17 protein-coding genes and 1 pseudogene are annotated in these 15,218 nt (G+C 67.4%); 11 read left to right on the top strand and 7 right to left on the bottom strand.

All coding sequences use genetic code 11. From position 1 onward, the window contains the following. Positions 1-108: 108 nt before the first annotated feature. Positions 109-1,599: an MFS transporter gene (locus AB0J64_RS51030; RefSeq protein WP_364044585.1), complete on the bottom strand. Its 1,491-nt coding sequence runs from the start codon at positions 1,597-1,599 to the stop codon at positions 109-111. A 260-nt stretch (positions 1,600-1,859) separates the two neighbouring features. On the opposite strand from AB0J64_RS51030, the gene AB0J64_RS51025 reads away from it, so the two are divergent. Together AB0J64_RS51025 and AB0J64_RS51020 are read left to right on the top strand one after the other, a co-directional pair. Continuing rightward, positions 1,860-3,062: a helix-turn-helix domain-containing protein gene (locus AB0J64_RS51025; RefSeq protein WP_364044582.1), complete on the top strand. Its 1,203-nt coding sequence runs from the start codon at positions 1,860-1,862 to the stop codon at positions 3,060-3,062. Between the two features lie 55 nt (positions 3,063-3,117). Further along, positions 3,118-3,318 (top strand): annotated as a pseudogene (locus tag AB0J64_RS51020) (TetR family transcriptional regulator); the annotation flags it as partial. A 168-nt stretch (positions 3,319-3,486) separates the two neighbouring features. On the opposite strand, the gene AB0J64_RS51015 reads toward AB0J64_RS51020, so the two are convergent. Next, the gene (locus AB0J64_RS51015; RefSeq protein ID WP_364044580.1) at positions 3,487-4,479 is read right to left on the bottom strand and encodes an aminoglycoside phosphotransferase family protein; all 993 of its coding nucleotides are present in this window, start codon (positions 4,477-4,479) and stop codon (positions 3,487-3,489) included. A gap of 229 nt (positions 4,480-4,708) precedes the next feature. Between AB0J64_RS51015 and AB0J64_RS51010 the strand changes: the two genes are divergently transcribed. From AB0J64_RS51010 to AB0J64_RS51000, 3 genes are all read left to right on the top strand, one after another. Further along, positions 4,709-5,185, top strand: coding sequence for an MFS transporter (locus AB0J64_RS51010; RefSeq protein ID WP_364044577.1), 477 nt, complete (start codon positions 4,709-4,711; stop codon positions 5,183-5,185). A 255-nt stretch (positions 5,186-5,440) separates the two neighbouring features. Then, positions 5,441-5,860: a DoxX family protein gene (locus tag AB0J64_RS51005; protein ID WP_364044574.1), complete on the top strand. Its 420-nt coding sequence runs from the start codon at positions 5,441-5,443 to the stop codon at positions 5,858-5,860. Positions 5,861-6,374: 514 nt separating this feature from the next. Further along, the gene (locus tag AB0J64_RS51000) at positions 6,375-7,181 is read left to right on the top strand and encodes a class I SAM-dependent methyltransferase (protein ID WP_364044571.1); all 807 of its coding nucleotides are present in this window, start codon (positions 6,375-6,377) and stop codon (positions 7,179-7,181) included. A gap of 23 nt (positions 7,182-7,204) precedes the next feature. Here AB0J64_RS51000 and AB0J64_RS50995 read toward each other — a convergent pair whose 3' ends face one another. Further along, positions 7,205-7,447 carry a hypothetical protein gene (locus AB0J64_RS50995; RefSeq protein ID WP_364044568.1) on the bottom strand — a complete coding sequence of 81 codons (243 nt, stop codon included), beginning with the start codon at positions 7,445-7,447 and terminating at the stop codon, positions 7,205-7,207. 35 nt (positions 7,448-7,482) lie between these two features. Between AB0J64_RS50995 and AB0J64_RS50990 the strand changes: the two genes are divergently transcribed. Both AB0J64_RS50990 and AB0J64_RS50985 read left to right on the top strand, forming a co-directional pair. Continuing rightward, on the top strand, positions 7,483-7,770 hold the full coding sequence (locus AB0J64_RS50990; RefSeq protein WP_364044594.1) for a hypothetical protein: 288 nt from the start codon (positions 7,483-7,485) through the stop codon (positions 7,768-7,770). Between the two features lie 150 nt (positions 7,771-7,920). Continuing rightward, entirely contained in the window at positions 7,921-8,805 is an 885-nt protein-coding gene (locus AB0J64_RS50985; protein WP_364044565.1) for an aminoglycoside phosphotransferase family protein, read from the top strand. Positions 8,806-8,952: 147 nt separating this feature from the next. On the opposite strand, the gene AB0J64_RS50980 is transcribed toward AB0J64_RS50985, so the two are convergent. Beyond that, positions 8,953-9,435: a MarR family transcriptional regulator gene (locus AB0J64_RS50980; RefSeq protein WP_364044562.1), complete on the bottom strand. Its 483-nt coding sequence runs from the start codon at positions 9,433-9,435 to the stop codon at positions 8,953-8,955. A gap of 88 nt (positions 9,436-9,523) precedes the next feature. On the opposite strand from AB0J64_RS50980, the gene AB0J64_RS50975 reads away from it, so the two are divergent. The 4 genes from AB0J64_RS50975 (at position 9,524) to AB0J64_RS50960 (ending at position 12,972) form a co-directional block, all read left to right on the top strand. Then, positions 9,524-10,339 (top strand): class I SAM-dependent methyltransferase, encoded by an 816-nt coding sequence (locus AB0J64_RS50975; protein ID WP_364044559.1) that lies wholly within the window; start codon positions 9,524-9,526, stop codon positions 10,337-10,339. Positions 10,340-10,453: 114 nt separating this feature from the next. Next, positions 10,454-10,990, top strand: coding sequence for a sigma factor-like helix-turn-helix DNA-binding protein (locus AB0J64_RS50970; protein WP_364044557.1), 537 nt, complete (start codon positions 10,454-10,456; stop codon positions 10,988-10,990). A gap of 29 nt (positions 10,991-11,019) precedes the next feature. Then, positions 11,020-11,988, top strand: a complete 969-nt coding sequence (locus AB0J64_RS50965; RefSeq protein ID WP_364044554.1) for a cytochrome P450 — start codon at positions 11,020-11,022, stop codon at positions 11,986-11,988. 252 nt (positions 11,989-12,240) lie between these two features. Then, positions 12,241-12,972 (top strand): hypothetical protein, encoded by a 732-nt coding sequence (locus AB0J64_RS50960; RefSeq protein WP_364044551.1) that lies wholly within the window; start codon positions 12,241-12,243, stop codon positions 12,970-12,972. Positions 12,973-13,199: 227 nt separating this feature from the next. Here AB0J64_RS50960 and AB0J64_RS50955 read toward each other — a convergent pair whose 3' ends face one another. The 3 genes from AB0J64_RS50955 to AB0J64_RS50945 form a co-directional block, all read right to left on the bottom strand. Beyond that, positions 13,200-13,640: a hypothetical protein gene (locus AB0J64_RS50955; RefSeq protein ID WP_364044548.1), complete on the bottom strand. Its 441-nt coding sequence runs from the start codon at positions 13,638-13,640 to the stop codon at positions 13,200-13,202. A 389-nt stretch (positions 13,641-14,029) separates the two neighbouring features. Next, positions 14,030-14,377 (bottom strand): hypothetical protein, encoded by a 348-nt coding sequence (locus tag AB0J64_RS50950; RefSeq protein WP_364044545.1) that lies wholly within the window; start codon positions 14,375-14,377, stop codon positions 14,030-14,032. A 142-nt stretch (positions 14,378-14,519) separates the two neighbouring features. Then, positions 14,520-15,062, bottom strand: a complete 543-nt coding sequence (locus AB0J64_RS50945; protein ID WP_364044542.1) for a hypothetical protein — start codon at positions 15,060-15,062, stop codon at positions 14,520-14,522. Positions 15,063-15,218: the final 156 nt, after the last annotated feature.

Below are 15,218 nucleotides of genomic sequence, written 5' to 3'. Positions count from 1 at the left end.
GTTGCCGAACCGTTCATGGCATCCACCATCGCCGACCGCTCTGATACGGGGCCGTTGCCGTCCTGACGCGGCCGCTGACACGACACCGCATGGTCGATGGAGAGCGCCCTAGGCGTTGACCAGGGCCTGGGACTCGCTGGTGACATGCGCGCCCGCTTCGGTGGCGTGCGCGCCCGGCTTGCGGCCGCGCAGCATAAGCAGAGCCAGTACGGCGGCGCCGAGCACCCCGGTCGCGGCGCCCAGGAAGGCGGACGACATGGCCGCGTGGTAGGCCTCGCGAGCGACCGCGGCCAGGGACGGGTCGGCCACGGCGGCGGCTACTGAGCGGCGGGCCTCCTCTGATGCGGTGGCCGGCATGGCGGAGGTGTAGCTGCTGGTGGCCAGGCTGCCCAAGATGGCCACGCCGAGCGCGGCACCGGCCTGCTGGATGGTGTCGTTGAGCGCCGAGCCGACACCGGCCTGCTCGGTGGGGATGGCGCCCATCAGGGCGGCGATCGTCGTGGGCACGGCCAGGCCGCCACCGGCGCCCAGGACGACCTGGGTGATGGCCAGCGCTACGAAGCTGTCGGGAGAGGTGAAGGCGAGCAGGCCGAATCCGGTGGCCATCACGATCATGCCGAGGACCGCGGTGGTGCGGTTGCCGAGCTTGATGCCCAAGCCGGTGCCGATGCCGTTGAAGATCACCGAGGCGACGAACATCGGGATGAGAGCCAGTCCGGCCTGGGTGGGCGTGTAGCCGAGGACGAACTGCATGTACTGGGTGAGCACCAGGAGCAGGCCGCCGTTGCCGACCTGGACCAGGGTGAGGGACAAGCTGCCGCCCGCGAAGTCGCGGTCACCGAAGAGCTTGAGCGGCACCATCGGGTGCTCGGTGCGCAGCTCCCAGAGGATGAAGGCGGCGAGGGCGATGACGGCGACGGCCAGCGGGGTCCAGGAGATGCCGTGCGCGAGTTCGTTGATCGTCCAGACGAGAGCGGACATGCCGATCACCGACAGGACCGCGCCGACCGGGTCCGGCTTGGTCCGCGGCCCCTTCGACTCGGGCATCAGCGTCAGGGCGGCCAGGACGGCCAGCGCCACTACCGGGACATTGATCCAGAAGACCGATTCCCAGCCGAAGGAGGCGACCAGGGCGCCACCGAGAACGGGGCCGCCGACCAGGCCGAGCACGGCGATGGCGGCTCCGGCGGCCATCGCCTTGCGCCGTTCGACCTCGTCAGGGAAGACGACCATCAGGAGCGACAGGGTACTGGGCATGATCAGCGAGCCGCCGACGCCCATCGCCACGCGGGCAGCGATCAGCTGGCCGGGGTTTGTGGTGAGCGTGGCCAGCAGGGAGGCGGCGCCGAACAGCACCAGCCCGATGACCATGACCTTCCGCCTGCCGTACCGGTCGGACAGGGAACCGGCGGTCAGCAGCAGACCGGCGAAGACCAGCATGTAGGACTCCAGGATCCACTGGATGTCCTGCGCGGTCGCGCCCAGGTCGGCGGCTAACGACGGGACGGCGACGGTGAGTGCCATGTTGTCCATGAGCAGGACGAGCGTGCTCAGACAGAGCGCGATCAGGATCAGCCAGCGGCGGGGATGCGGTTGCATGGGTTCGGGTTCCATTCCTGTGCGAGAGCGGCTGGTGAGGGTGGCGCCGTCCGCGACGGGGTTCGTCTGCGAACGACAGCAACGGTATGGCCATTGCCACAGATTTGGCAAGTAGTTGCCAGATGAAATTGCCAAAAGAATGGACGGCTCGATGCCGGTTATTGGCAATAACTTGTCTTGGTGTGGGCAAGTGAGCTAGGCTCTGGCGTGACGTACCCTCCGGACGTCGTACGACGTCACCGCCACCCGGGAGTTCAGACATGCTCGAGCAGCCAGTCTTCGGCCGCAGGCTCAGGCAACTGAGGACCGACCGCGGCCTGACGCTCGCCGCGCTCGCCGGCGAGGGCATGTCCACGGGATACCTGTCCCGGCTGGAGTCCGGTGCGCGTCAACCCACCGAGCGAGCCGTCGCGCATTTGGCTGCGCAGCTGGGCATCAGCCCGGCCGAACTCACCCAATCCACGGCGACCTCACTTGCACAGAGCCTGACGCTGGCCACCGGACTGGGCCAGGACGAAGCCGGCCAGACGCTCAGCGATGCCCTGAAGGCTTCGGGGGGCGAGGATCCGCTGCTGCGCTGGCAGGCGCTCTGGCGGGTCGCCGAGTGGCGCCGGCGGCGGCAGGAGTACGCCGAGCAGCGGTCGTGCCTCGACGAGCTGGTCGCGCTCAGCGAGCAGATCGGGCTGCCCGAGCTGCAGGCCAGGGTGCTGGCCGAGCTGGCCCGCTGCATGCGCGACACCGGTGAGATCGTCGGCGCCGTCGATACCGCGACGCACGCCTACGAGCTGGCGAAAAGCGAGGCGCTGCCCGCCCGCGTGCAGATCTCGACGCTGCTTGCCCTGGTCTCGGCACTGGGCGAGGCCGGGCGGATCCCCGACGCAGCGCGTTACACCGACGAGCTGCTCACCGCGGCGGAGAAGGGCTCGAGACCGCAATGGGCGCAGGCCCTGTGGACCGCGGCCAACATCCGGACTCGTCAGGGCGATCTCGATGCCGCCGCAGAGCTGATGGACCAGGCTGTCGACGGCTTCGACGGCCGGGATGACCTGACGATGTGGATGCGCCTGCGGATCAGTTCGGCCCGGCTCGATCTCATGGCCGACCCGCCGAGAGCGGAGACCGCCCAGCGGCGCGTCGAAGAGGTCCAAGCGGCCTTGCCGTTCGCGGGCGCACCGACCATCGAGCAGCAACTGCTGGCGGTGCGCGCCCGTATCGCCGTCATCACCGGCCGTCCCGACGAGGCGCGCGCGCTGCTGGACCAGCTGGTCGGCTTCGACGACCTGCTGCCGTACCAGGAGCGGATCAGGCTCGACGTGCTGCGCAACCGCGTGCTGCTCCTGGAGGGCGAGCAGGCTCCGGCGCTCGCCGGGCTGCGTAAGCTCGCCGAGCAGGCCCAGCAGAGCGGCAACATGGACCTGGCCGCGGAGATCTGGCGGCTCGTCGCCGAGTCCCTGGCGCAGTAAGCACGCTCAGTTCGCGCTCCGCAGACCCGCGAGCCAGGTGGGGCATGATGGGCGGATGGCCTCCGGTGAACCCCGTACGACGTCGTCCTCGGCAGGCTATGCGAAGGGTCAGCTGCGCCGCGAGCAGATCGTCGAAGCTGCCATGGCGGCCTACGCCGACCTCGGCTACCACGGCGCCTCGCTGCGGGAGATCGCCAAGCGGGTGGGGATCAGCCATGCAGGGCTGATCTACTACTTCCCGACCCGGGAGGCATTGCTGGCCGCCGTGCTGGAGCGGCGTGACGTGGAGGACGCGGCGCGCGGTGGTCTCAGATACCGACCGACGCGGTGGTCTGCACGCCGGCGTTCCACAGCAACCGGCCGACCGGGCGGGTGCCCAGCGCGGTCGTGGCATCCACCCGGACGCGGGCCGTCGGGGCCTCGCTCACCGCGGGGGGCGGTGCCCGAACTTCGCCATCAGCTGGTCCAGCTGGCCGCGCGCCCAGTCGTACTGGCGGGTGTCGGCGTGCCCTCGGTACACGGTCTCGATCACCATGATCAGCACCAGATACAGGCAGTACAGACGGCGCCGCACCCGCTCGGAGTCGGTCAGCGGCCCCTGCCCGTAGCCGCGCATGAACGCCGCCGGGTCACCGAAGTCCGGCAGCTCGACACCGGTGAAGCCGGCCTCGATCAGCGGGTCCCCCCAGAACGCCCGCTCGTGGTCGATGATGCTCACGATCTTTCCGTCGCGGACCATCGCGTTGCCGGCCCACAGGTCCCACTCGACGTACCGGGGCTCGACCACCTCCTCCAGACAGCCCGCGTGTTCGGCGAAGATGCTCCGGATCAGGTCGTACTCCCAGCCCAGGTCGACTCCGCGGCGTTCCCCGTCCCGCAGCACGTCCTCAGCCATGCCCGTGAACGCCGCTCGCCAGCTCGGTTGCAGCGGGCCCGTGAGTGGTCCGAAGCCGCTGCCGCGGATGGCGTTCAGCTCCCGGTTGGCCGCCCCCAGCGCCTCGTTGCAGGCATCGCGTTCGGCCGCCGGCAGGGAGTCCCGGACGATTCCGAGGTTGTCCGCGTCGATGTACGGCATGAAGAAGTAGTCCGCGTCGCACAGCTCATGGCTGGTGTCGCTGAAGTCGACGACGGGGACCGGCACGGAGGTGTGCTCGCGCACCAGCCGCAGCGCCGCGAGTTCCGTCGCCATCGCGCCGCGCTCGTAGGTCATCACCTCGACCCCGGGCGATGGTGCGATCTTCAGCACGACCTGTGACCCGTCACGCAGCTGAATCCGGTAGGCCACGTTGAACCAGCCGTGACCGAGTTCGCTGACCCACTCCTCCGCTCCCACCGGTACCTGGTCGGGTCCGTAGGCTCGGGCCACCATCGCCCGCAACGTCCGCGGTGATTGCCTGTTCTTGGTGATGCTCTCCAAGGATCCGCTTCTCCTTCGTGCCCGCCGGACCAGGCCCGCGGAAGACTTCTACCACTTGGTAGATATGTGCACCAGAGGAGCCGTTCGGGGCATGCGAGCACCGCCCCCGCGAGAAGCCCCGCGGAGGGCGGCGTCACATCAGGGCATCCGCAGGAAGATCTTCGCGCGTTCTCGCGCGTTCTCGCGCGTTCGCCGTGTGCCCGGTGTAGTGCCCGCGACATCATGCCGCATGTCAAAGACGCAGGTCAGGGGCCGTTTTCCGGCGGAAGTGGGACGCAACGGGCTGCTGGTCATCGCGGCACGGGCGCTGCGGACCTTCGGGTACGGATGCACCAGCGTGCTCCTGGCCGAGCTGCTCGCCCAGGACGGCGACGCCCCCTGGCAGACCGGCCTGCTGCTGGCCGTGGCCTCCGCCGGCTCGGTGTTCGCGAGCCTGATGCTGGGCCTGTTCGCCGACGTGTGGGGACGGCGGCGAACGCTGATCGCGTGCGGCTGCCTGATGGCGGTGACCGGCGCCGTGTTCGCGCTCAGCGAGTCCTACCCCCTCCTGGTCGTCGCCGCCTTCATCGGGACGATCTCGCCCTCCACCAACGACAACACGCCGTTCTCAGGGGTGGAGCAGACGTCGAAGCCATCCCCGCGACAGGTACATGAGATCCGTGTGCTTTTCTTCAGACACATGTGCGGAACCGGAGTGGAGGCATGAATTCCGGGCAGCCTGGCCGAGGCCGATGGTGCGACTCCGTTTGAGCCAGGTCTTGTCAGAAGAAACTAGAGGAATCACTCCGCAGGTTGATGAAAATTTCATGAAAGTGCATGTTCCCGATCCGGCGTTCGGCCATGTCGCGCGTTTTGGAACGGTCCTCGAAAGGGGGCGGCATTGACAGGTTCGACAGGGCTGAAGAACCTGTTTGGGAGCGCTCCCATATATTTCGATCCATTCCCGAGAAAGGACAGGGCGGTGGATCTGCTGACCAAAAATCGGGACCTCTTCCTGGCCATGTACCGGTTCGTGATAGGCCTGTTGTTCGCCTGCCACGGCGCGGCCACACTCTTCAACGTGCTGGGAGGCCCACAGGGCCAGGCGCCCAGCTTCGGACAATGGCCCGGATGGTGGGCCGCTGCCATCGAGCTGATCGGTGGAGTCCTCGTCCTCCTCGGACTGGGGGCCCGCGCCGCCGCCGTGATCTGCTCGGGCACCATGGCCTACGCCTACTTCACCGTCCACCAGCCGCAGGCATTGTTCCCGATCGAGAACGGCGGCGAGAAGGCCGCGCTCTTCTGCTGGGGTTTCCTGCTCATCGCCGCCCTCGGCCCCGGCCGCTGGGCACTGTCCACACTGCTCACGCCGTCGCGAGCCCTCGCAGAAGACAGGAAATGAGTGTCTGACCGGATGAGCACCATACCTGGGAGATAAGTTGTCGACGTCACGGCGCGCAAAGTGGCGGCGGAAGGGCGGAGCTGCTCAGGCTGCCGCATTCCGTGGTCCCCTGGTGGAACGCCCGGTACGGCGTGTAAGTGCATGGTGGCGGAAACTGGGGTGACGCTTTCGGCGGCCGGACCGTACCTGTCGTTGCACCTCAACTTGAGCGAGTGCTGTCGCAAGCTGGGCGATCTCGACCGCGCCCGTGAGCACCTCCAACAGGCGCAAACTACGACTGGCGCGCTTGGCGACGACGAGTATGCGCAGCTCATCAAGAGTGGCCTGGAGCGCCTGGCCGAACAGCTGAGAGGTGGGCCCAAACCGGAAAATCCGGCCCGACCTGGGGGGATGCGCTCAGGATGACATTCCTGAGTGCATCAGGCCTCTGACCTGGAGGTGTGGCTCTCGCCTCTCCCCTACCGGGAAGATCATCGCGCATATATCCCCCGAGGCAGCGGACTACGCTGCGACGATGGAACCCGTAACCAACGTGCCCGAGAGTCCCGCACCACGGCGTCCTGCCGGGGGTTCGACCGCAACCCAGGCTGCGGATCCGGCCCAGGCGAATGACTACGACAGCTTCGCCGAGGCGTACACGGCGGAGACCGAGAACAACATCCTGAACGCGTACTGGGCGCGGGCCGCGATCACAGCCCTCGCCGGAGACGTGGCCGGCCGCCGGATCCTGGACGCCGGCTGCGGCTCGGGCCCCCTGTCGGCCGCATTACGCGACCGCGGTGCCGTCGTCACCGGCATCGACGCCAGCGCCGGAATGCTGGCGATAGCCAGGCGGCGGCTCGGGGACGACGCGGACCTGCACGTGGTCGACGTGAGCGACCGCCTGCCGTTCGCCGACGGTGCGTTCGACGACGTGGTCGCGTCGCTGGTGCTGCACTACCTGGAGGACTGGGGGCCGACGCTGGCCGAGATGCGGCGAGTGCTCAGGCCCGGCGGCCGGCTGATCGCATCGGTGCAGCATCCGTTCGTGGACTACCTGCTCCAGGATCCTCGGCCCAACTATTTCCAGACCACCAGCTTTACCGACGAATGGACGTTCAACGGGCAGTCCTTCCCGATGACCTTCTGGCGCAGGCCGTTGCACGCGATGACCGACGCCTTCACCACCGCCGGCTTCCGCCTTGCCGTCATCAGCGAGCCGCAGCCCGACCCGGCCGCCCGTGAGCTGTTTCCTGACGACTTCGAGGATTTTTCGAACAAACTCGCCTTCCTCTGCTTCGTCGTCGAGGTACCGCCGTCGGCCGCGGGCTCGGACGACTAGATCTTCGGGGTTCCGTCCTGTGGTCAGAGATCGGCCGGGCCGAGCCACGTCGTGAGGGCGGTCCGGAGAGCGTCCAGGTCTGGCCGCTCTCCGGCGCGGGCGACCCAGGCGACATGTCCGTCGGGACGGATGAGTACGGCGTCCGCGCCGAGATCGGAGCGCTCGGCAGGCCAGCGGTCGTAGGTGTCCTGGACCACATCCTCGGCGTCGGCCAGGGAGCCGAGGAGCCGGTAGGAGAGATTGATCAGCTGACGCCGCTCGCTCATGATCGCGCTCAGGCCCCGACAGGGCAGGCCGTGTCCTGGCTCAGATTGTCGGAATCCCCAGCGATCTCACCGAGGAGGACGTCAAGGCGTGCGTCGTACTCCGCCCGGGGGCGATCGTCACCGCGCAAGAACTCATCGAACACTGCGCCCGCACCGCCGCCAGGCACATGATCCCCCGCTACGTGGAATTCCTCCCCATCCTCCCCAAGACCCCCACCCAGAAGATCGAAAAATTCCGCCTCAGGCAACGCGGCATCACCCCACAAACCCACGACATGCAGAAACGGCCGGGCATAGAACGCAACGTCCCCCAGAACCCCTGACCCTGCCGGACGGGCGCCCGTTGAGCAGGCGTCCTCCCACGGCTTGATGGCTGAGCAGCCGAAGGGGTGCAAGATCGCCGATTCGGTCGCGCTACCGCGGCTCTCTATCGACAACTTGGTATGGTGCCCAGGTTGCACCGCTTGGAGAGTATGGGAGCGCTCAAGGGAGGAGGCCAGGCGACGATGCAGGCCTCAGAGGTCCCGCGTGCGGTGGCTGCGGCCATGTCGATTGCCTCGTCACTTGGCCTGACGGTCGACGACGCGATCGTCCTTCATGACTCCAACAAGCTCACCCTGCGTCTGCTGCCTTGTGACGTCCTGGCCCGGGTGGCACCTGTAGCGCAGCAGGTCGCACAGTTCGAGATCGAGCTTGCTCAACGACTCGCCGAATCCGGGAGCCCGGTGGCTGCTCTCGAGCCTCGAGTGGAGCCACGCGCCTATGAGCGTGATGGCTTCGTGGTCACGCTGTGGACCTACTACGAACCCGTGACACATGGAGAGGTCCCACCGGCCGACTACGCCCATGCACTCGAGCAGTTGCATGCCGGCATGCGCAAGCTCGATGTCCCGACGCCGCACTTCACGGATCGAGTCGAGCAGGCCCAACAACTCGTGGCGAGCCGCGACCGTACTCCGGAGCTCGCCGACGCGGACCGGGAGCTGCTCGGCGACACGTTACGAAGCATGAGGCGAGCGATCGGCGAGCGCGGCGGCGCCGAGCAGCTGCTGCACGGCGAGCCGCACCCAGGCAACGTGCTCACCACGAGGAACGGGCTGCTGTTCATAGATCTCGAGACGTGTTGCCGCGGGCCTGTCGAATTCGACCTCGCCCATGCGCCAGAAGAAGTCGGCGAGCACTATCCGGGTGTCAATCAAGAGTTGCTGCGCGAGTGCCGGATCCTCGTACTGGCGATGATCACAACGTGGCGCTGGGATCAAGGCGACCAACTCCCGAACGGGCGCCAGCTCGGCACAGAGTGGCTCAGCCAGATCCGAGCAGCGCTCGATCGCACAGGGCTGGATACCCATGGCTGATCGCGGGCCTTGGAGGTCGTAGCCGGCCACGCCGCCGCCACCTCTTCATGGGATGCGCTTCAAGCAACCTCCGGCGGGGGCCTCAGACTGAATCAGGGCACTCACGGCTGATCAACACGAGAGGCCCATCACCGCGGTTCCCGCCGTCTAGCCGGCCCCGCGTTCGGCCTCCTGGAGCTGCCGCCACTTCGCCATCGACCGGTTGATCTCCTCGCGTATGAACGCGAAGAACCGGCTGGTCTCGTCCAGCCGCCGCCCGGCGGGGGAGTCGAGACCCAGCAGCGCGGTGCCCTCGTCGGCGCCGACCTGCACGCGGGCCAGCATCGGGTCGGACTGGCTGACGAAGTGGCTCCAGGTGTGCTCGTGGATCCGGCAGAAGTCGTGCCGGGTACCGGGTTCGCGGCCGCGTTCGACCAACCGCACCTGCACCAGGTATTTGACCGCCCCCGAGATCGCCGACGGTCCGACCTCCAGTCGCTCGGCGAGTTCGGCGGCCGACAGCTTGCCGGAGTCGGTGACCAGCAGCGCGGCGTACACGCGCGAGGCCATCCGGGGCATCCCGTATTCGACCATGATCTGCGCGAACCGTTCCCGGAAGACGGCGATGGCGCCCTCGTCCGCTCGCGTCACCGAAGCTCCCCTCCTCGTCGCGGACTCACCAGTTTAGGATGATGCACAAACTTCACAAAATTCGTGAAATGAGAGTAGCGTCGCTGCTGTGAAGGATGCTGAACTCGTCGGAGTGCAGAAGACCCTCAGCCCCGTTCTCAGGGCCAAAGCACTGGACAACCGACTGCCGGACCCGATCCTCGGCGATGAGTACGCTGAGCAGGCGATGCGCCGCCTCGACCCCGACTACGACAACCGCAGATTCGGCACCAGCCAGATAGGCCTCGCCGCCGTGGTACGCGCCAAGGCCCACGATGACTGGGCCCGAAGCTTCCTCGCCGACCACCCCGACGCGGTGGTGCTACACCTGGGCTGCGGCCTCGACGCTCGGGCATACCGGATCGACCCGCCCGCCACCGTCGACTGGTACGACCTGGACTACCCATCCGTCATCGGACTGCGGCGACAATTCCTGCCGCCGCGCGAGCACTACACCCTGATCGACTCCAGCGTTACCGACCTGACCTGGCTGGAACGCATCCCCCGCGGCCGACCGGTGCTGATGATCGCCGAGGGACTGGTGCCCTACCTGACCGAGACTGACGTCCGGCGACTGCTGACCAGCGTTGTCGACGCCTTCCCCACCGGCCAAATACAGTTCGACACGGTGCCGGTCTGGGCGTGGCGAACCTCGAAATGGGACCCCACGCTGCGCAAATACGACGCCCGGTTCCACTGCGGCTTCAACGACCCGGCTGCGCTGGCCGATTGGCACCCGCGGCTCGAATACGTCGACGAGGCGCCGATGTACGACTCACCGGTGCTGATGGCCAAGGCACCCGCGAACGTACGCCGCATGTACCGCCTCATGAACCTGCTGCCGGGCATGAAACGGTCCACCCGCATCGTGCGGTTCCGGTTCTAAAGCGTCGACGTCAGAACTGCGGCCGCTCGTCGCATTATCGACCAGTGTCATTCCCCGCCCACGGAACGCGCCGCCTGCAAACAACGCATCACGAGACGCCGGAACTTCCTCGTCGTGTTCGAGTCGATGACCCCGGCCGAGCGCGTCGCGTTCATCCTGCACGACGTCTTCGGCTTCGCCTTCGCCGAAGTGGCCGAGATCGTCGGCCGTACGTCCGCGGCATGTCGCCAGCTGGCCTTCTCGGCCCGCCGCCGCATCGGCGCGGCGCAGGTTCCCGCGACTCCGGCGGTACGGCAGGCCCGCATCGTCAGGGAGTTCAAGCAGGCATGGGAGGCCAAGGACATCGACGCCCTCATCGCTCTCCTCGACCCCGACGCCACGGTGATCGCTGACGGCGGCGGCCGCGTCGGCACCATGCTCCGTCCGATCGAAGGCGCCGCGCAGATCGTGCGTTCGCTGGTCAACCTCGCCGGCAAGCAACGCGACCTGACGGTCCTGGAGCGCACGGTCAACGGTAGGCCCGGCCTGGTGGCCCAGCAGGACGGCGTCATCGTGACGGTGGTGGCGTTCGATGTCGAGGGTGACCGGATCAAGCACATCTGGGCGGTACGTAACCCCGACAAGCTCCGGTCGTGGACGGCGCGTTCATAGGCAAGATCATGAATGGAGATGGACAGAAGATGACGCAAGCGCCGGAATTGCCGCCACTGCAGATGCGGCGGAACGGGTTCGACCCGGTCGAGGAGCTGGCCCAGGCCCGAGACGGCAACGGTGTGGTGCGGGTGGATACGCCGTTCGGCCCGCCCGCGTACCTGGTCTGTCGTTATGAGGATGTTCGCCGGGTGCTGTCGGATGCCGCGCGGTTCAGCAGTGCCCGCTCGCCGTTCCCGGGATCCGGTGAGGTGAACGAGGACGAGGACGAGGAGACCACGCTGCGGGCCGGACAGCTGATCGGGTTCGACCCGCCGGAGCACACGCGGTTGCGCCGGATGCTCACCCCGGAGTTCACCGTACGCCGGATGCGCAGGCTCGAGCCGCGGATCACCGAGATCGTCCAGGCTGCGCTGGACGATCTGGAGAAGGCCGGCAAGCCGGCCGACCTGGTGGCGCCCCGCGCACAGGCCGACCCGAGCGAGGACATGCTCGGCATGCTGGTACGCGAGCACGGCGACGACCTCAGCACCGACGAGCTCATCGGCATCGCCGGACTGCTGCTGCTGGCCGGCCACGAGACGACCTCCAACATGCTCGCCCTAGGCACCCTGGCCCTGCTGCGACACCCGGACCAGCTCGCCATGATCCGCGACGACCCCGCACGGATCGAGCCCGCCATCGAGGAACTGCTGCGCTGGCTGACCGTCGTGCAAACGCTGCCGCCGCGCACGACCACGACCGAGGTGGAAATCGCCGGGCAAGCCATCCCAGCGGGCTCGCTCGTGATCTGCTCACTGCCCGCTGCCAACCGCGACCGCGCCCTCATCGACGATCCCGACACCCTCGACATCGTCAGGGGAGCCGCAGGCCATGTCGCCTTCGGCCACGGCGTACATCACTGTCTGGGGGCGCCGCTGGCGCGCATGGAGATGCGCATCGCTCTCCCCCGCCCTGCTCCAGCGCTTCCCCGGCCTCGCCCTGGCCGACCCGGATGAGCAGGTCGACTTCCGCCGCTTCAGCGCCGTGTACGGCGTGCACTCCCTGCCGGTGACCTGGTAAGCGGACGGTGGCTGGGAGCGGCCGTACGACCTCCGGCATGCGTGCAGCTCCGCCTGACTCAACGCCTGCGTGAACCCGCTCCAGGTCGCAGGATTCCCCCAGCGATCTCACAAGGTCACCTTTCGAGCACGCCGACTGGCCCTGCCGCCGCGGTGCGATAAAGACAAAGAGTGCGCCGACTCCCCCCGTTGTTCCTGGCCGCTCTTCTCGCTCTCAGCGCCTGCGCTGAGGATCCCGCTACGCGCGCCGCCCGCGCCCACGCCGACCAGATCGCCGAGCAACTCGGCCGCGGCCTCGACTGGAACGCCGAGGACGTCGGCTGGGTGCTCTCCCGTGACGAAGATGTCGACGTGTACTCCGTGACAGGCACCAGGTACAGCACCACCGATCAGGGGCGTGTTCTGCTGCGGATCCGCGCCACCAGCCGGGTCGGCGCAGACGGCCGGCCGCAACCGGTGAAAGGAGCCACCCGCTCCTACGAAGCGACCCATGGCCCGTCCCCGAGCACCTACCCGGTGACATCCGTATGCTTCGTGATCTCGATCTCCTATTCCGACACCGGCGTGGACGAGGTCGACTGCCCGACGGGCGAACCGCGAGCCTTCCGTTCCCCCGCATCGATCCCGAACAACGCCTTCGAATGGCTGAAGATGCACCTCCCCAAGACCCCCGACCTGATCGCCGCCCGTGAGGCGGTCGACCATCTAGACCTTGACGACCGCATCAGTAAGGACGTAGCCGAGATCGATGGTGTGATTGGCATCGCGCTGCGCGAGCGCCCGGGCGAATGCCTTTTCGCCCGGATCCGCCAGCAGGGCGTCGAGGTCTGGCGCCCCTCCCGCGTACAGGCAATGCCCGGGGAGAGCAGTTGCAGTGCCGCCGAGGCCGCCCATGGACACGCTCAGCGCCCGCCGCACTGAAGTGATCGACCGATCCAACGGAGCCTGCGAATTAAAAGAAGACGCTTCGATCCAGGTCTGAGGCTCTGAACTGGGCGTCTGGTGTCCTTGGACGTTCGCTGAAGTCCGCCGCCGTCCGTGCTCTTGGCTGCAGCGATGGCTGTACAGCCGGGGCACTGTCAGCTTGGGGAGTGGCCGCATCGGCGAACCTGACAGACGGTGGGGTTACGTGGCCCTATGGCCTTCGATCACGAGTGGGAGGGCGGAGTGTCGTCGGTCCATTTGCGCACGATCGACCCGTCTAGAACCTCTCGGGTGAGGCTGTAGTGGTAGTACGGCGCAAGAGAATGCTCAGATCCGATGGTGAGACGCTTGAAGACCTTGTTGTGCGGCCAGGTCCGTATGCCGTTATCCAGATCGACACAGGCGTTGTTCTGGTCGATGTCATAGGCCCACCGTCCACCGCCGTTGCGGATCATGAGCTCGCCGAGATACGCGCCCATGCCCATCACCATGGTGTGGATGTAGTGCTTTGTTGGCCTGCCGGTCCAGCGACTCGTCGGGGTGAGTTCTCCGGCCATGAACGCATCGGAGTAGGGATCAAGCTGAAAGGCAGAGGCGGAGGCCCAGCCGACGGAGAATCCCTGAAGCGTGGCTCCGTCGACGAAGATCTGAGCGAGGCGCTGCATTGTCTCCGTCGTCTCGGCGTCCGTCGGGACTGATCCGGATTGGAATTTCCGGCTGCTTCGACGTCGCCGCATCTCTTGCCTCCGAGCGGACTGCGCCAATTTGTCTGACCCAAAGTAGCGGCGAATCGCCCGCACACCTCCTGGTGCTGATCATCCCCTCCACCGTCATCCCGCCCGAAGGGGAAGCAGGCCAGGGCCGTGGGACAAGGTGGAGCCCCCAACTGGGGGAACGACCTTGGCCTCGTGGCCCTGGTCTGCTGGCTTGTTCCCGGGTCGAAAGGGGGCGGGATCATCAGGATTCCACCTCAGCGCGAGGTCGCACGTGCCTGGCCACGCGATCTGAGGACACCGCTATCTGGTGAGCCTGCGCTGAGGAACGAAGCGCCGGCTCACCAGATAGCCCACGACCACGACCGGAGACCAGCCATAACCAGGCGATCGTAGGGCTGCATCTGCGGCGACGCGGCGCGGAGGTCGGCGAGTTCGCTCAGGACGGCGGACACGACGGTCGGCGTGGCGGCCTGGTGCTGCTGCCGTCCGTGACCGGCCCCCAGGCCGCACACCCGGGCGGCGGGCAAGCGCCCGGCCGCCGTACGCCCCGCGCCGGCCTCCCCGCGCCGCGCTGCGGCCTGGGGGCCGGTCACGGCGCAGGCGCCGCGCGGGGCATCGCCGCACACCTGCTCGCCGTGCTCCCCGACCCGCCGACCAAGCGCCGCGCCGCAGAGAGTTGTTCCCACCTCCGACCAACGCGTACGTAAGTTCGGAGGAGTTCACCAACGACTTTCCCGCCAGCTACGCGGTTGCCGGGAGTGGCACACGGATTGGCGCGGGTCTCGCAGTCGCGCCAACATTCGCCGCCTGACTTCACAAGGTGACGGACTAACCGCGGGCGGGGCGACGGCGCACGTGGTAGGCGTAGGCCAGGGCGAGAACTATCGGGCCCCACAGCGCGAGCGGGGTGATGCACACCATAGCCAGCGCCTGCCACCAGCCGTTCTCGTACGCCATGCGGCCGGAGACGCCGATCCAGGTGAGCGCCATCCAGACCGAGACCGCGGTCAAAAGCAGCCCACCGACCACGGCAGGGACTACCGCTGCCATGGGCGGCACACGTCTGCCGCCGATGACCGGGATCCAGCTCGGGACCACCTCGCCCCAGCCGCGCACCAGACCGATGCAGAGCAGCGCCACCAACTCCGTGAGCACACTGAGCCCGAAGACATAGGGGATAGTGATCCACAACGGTGACACCGGCGCGTTGTCGAGCTGGCCCATTTCGAAGTGGAAGGCGAACGGCAATCTCCACAGGCACGAGGGGAGCAGCAGCCAGGGAAGCGCGTAGGCGGCACGGAGCGCCCATCGTGGGACGGGTTGTTCGGTGTCGCTGGTAGCAGGGGCTGCATGCAGGAGTTTGATCGCCATAGCTGTACTCTTTCGCGGCGTTTGAGGACAAATGATCCCCTGTGAGGGCGAACCGCCTCCCCCCCGCGAGGTAGTTACGGGGTCGGTACCGGTGGACAGCCATTACCGGTACCCGCCGATAACATAGCGTTCGAAGGCGCTTGTCCAGCACTGCAC

It is taken from the genome of Nonomuraea sp. NPDC049695, from assembly GCF_040674955.1.
Lineage (GTDB): Bacteria > Actinomycetota > Actinomycetes > Streptosporangiales > Streptosporangiaceae > Nonomuraea > Nonomuraea helvata.
The sequence above is the reverse complement of the archived record's forward strand: the minus strand, read 5'-3'. Positions and strand labels throughout refer to the sequence as shown.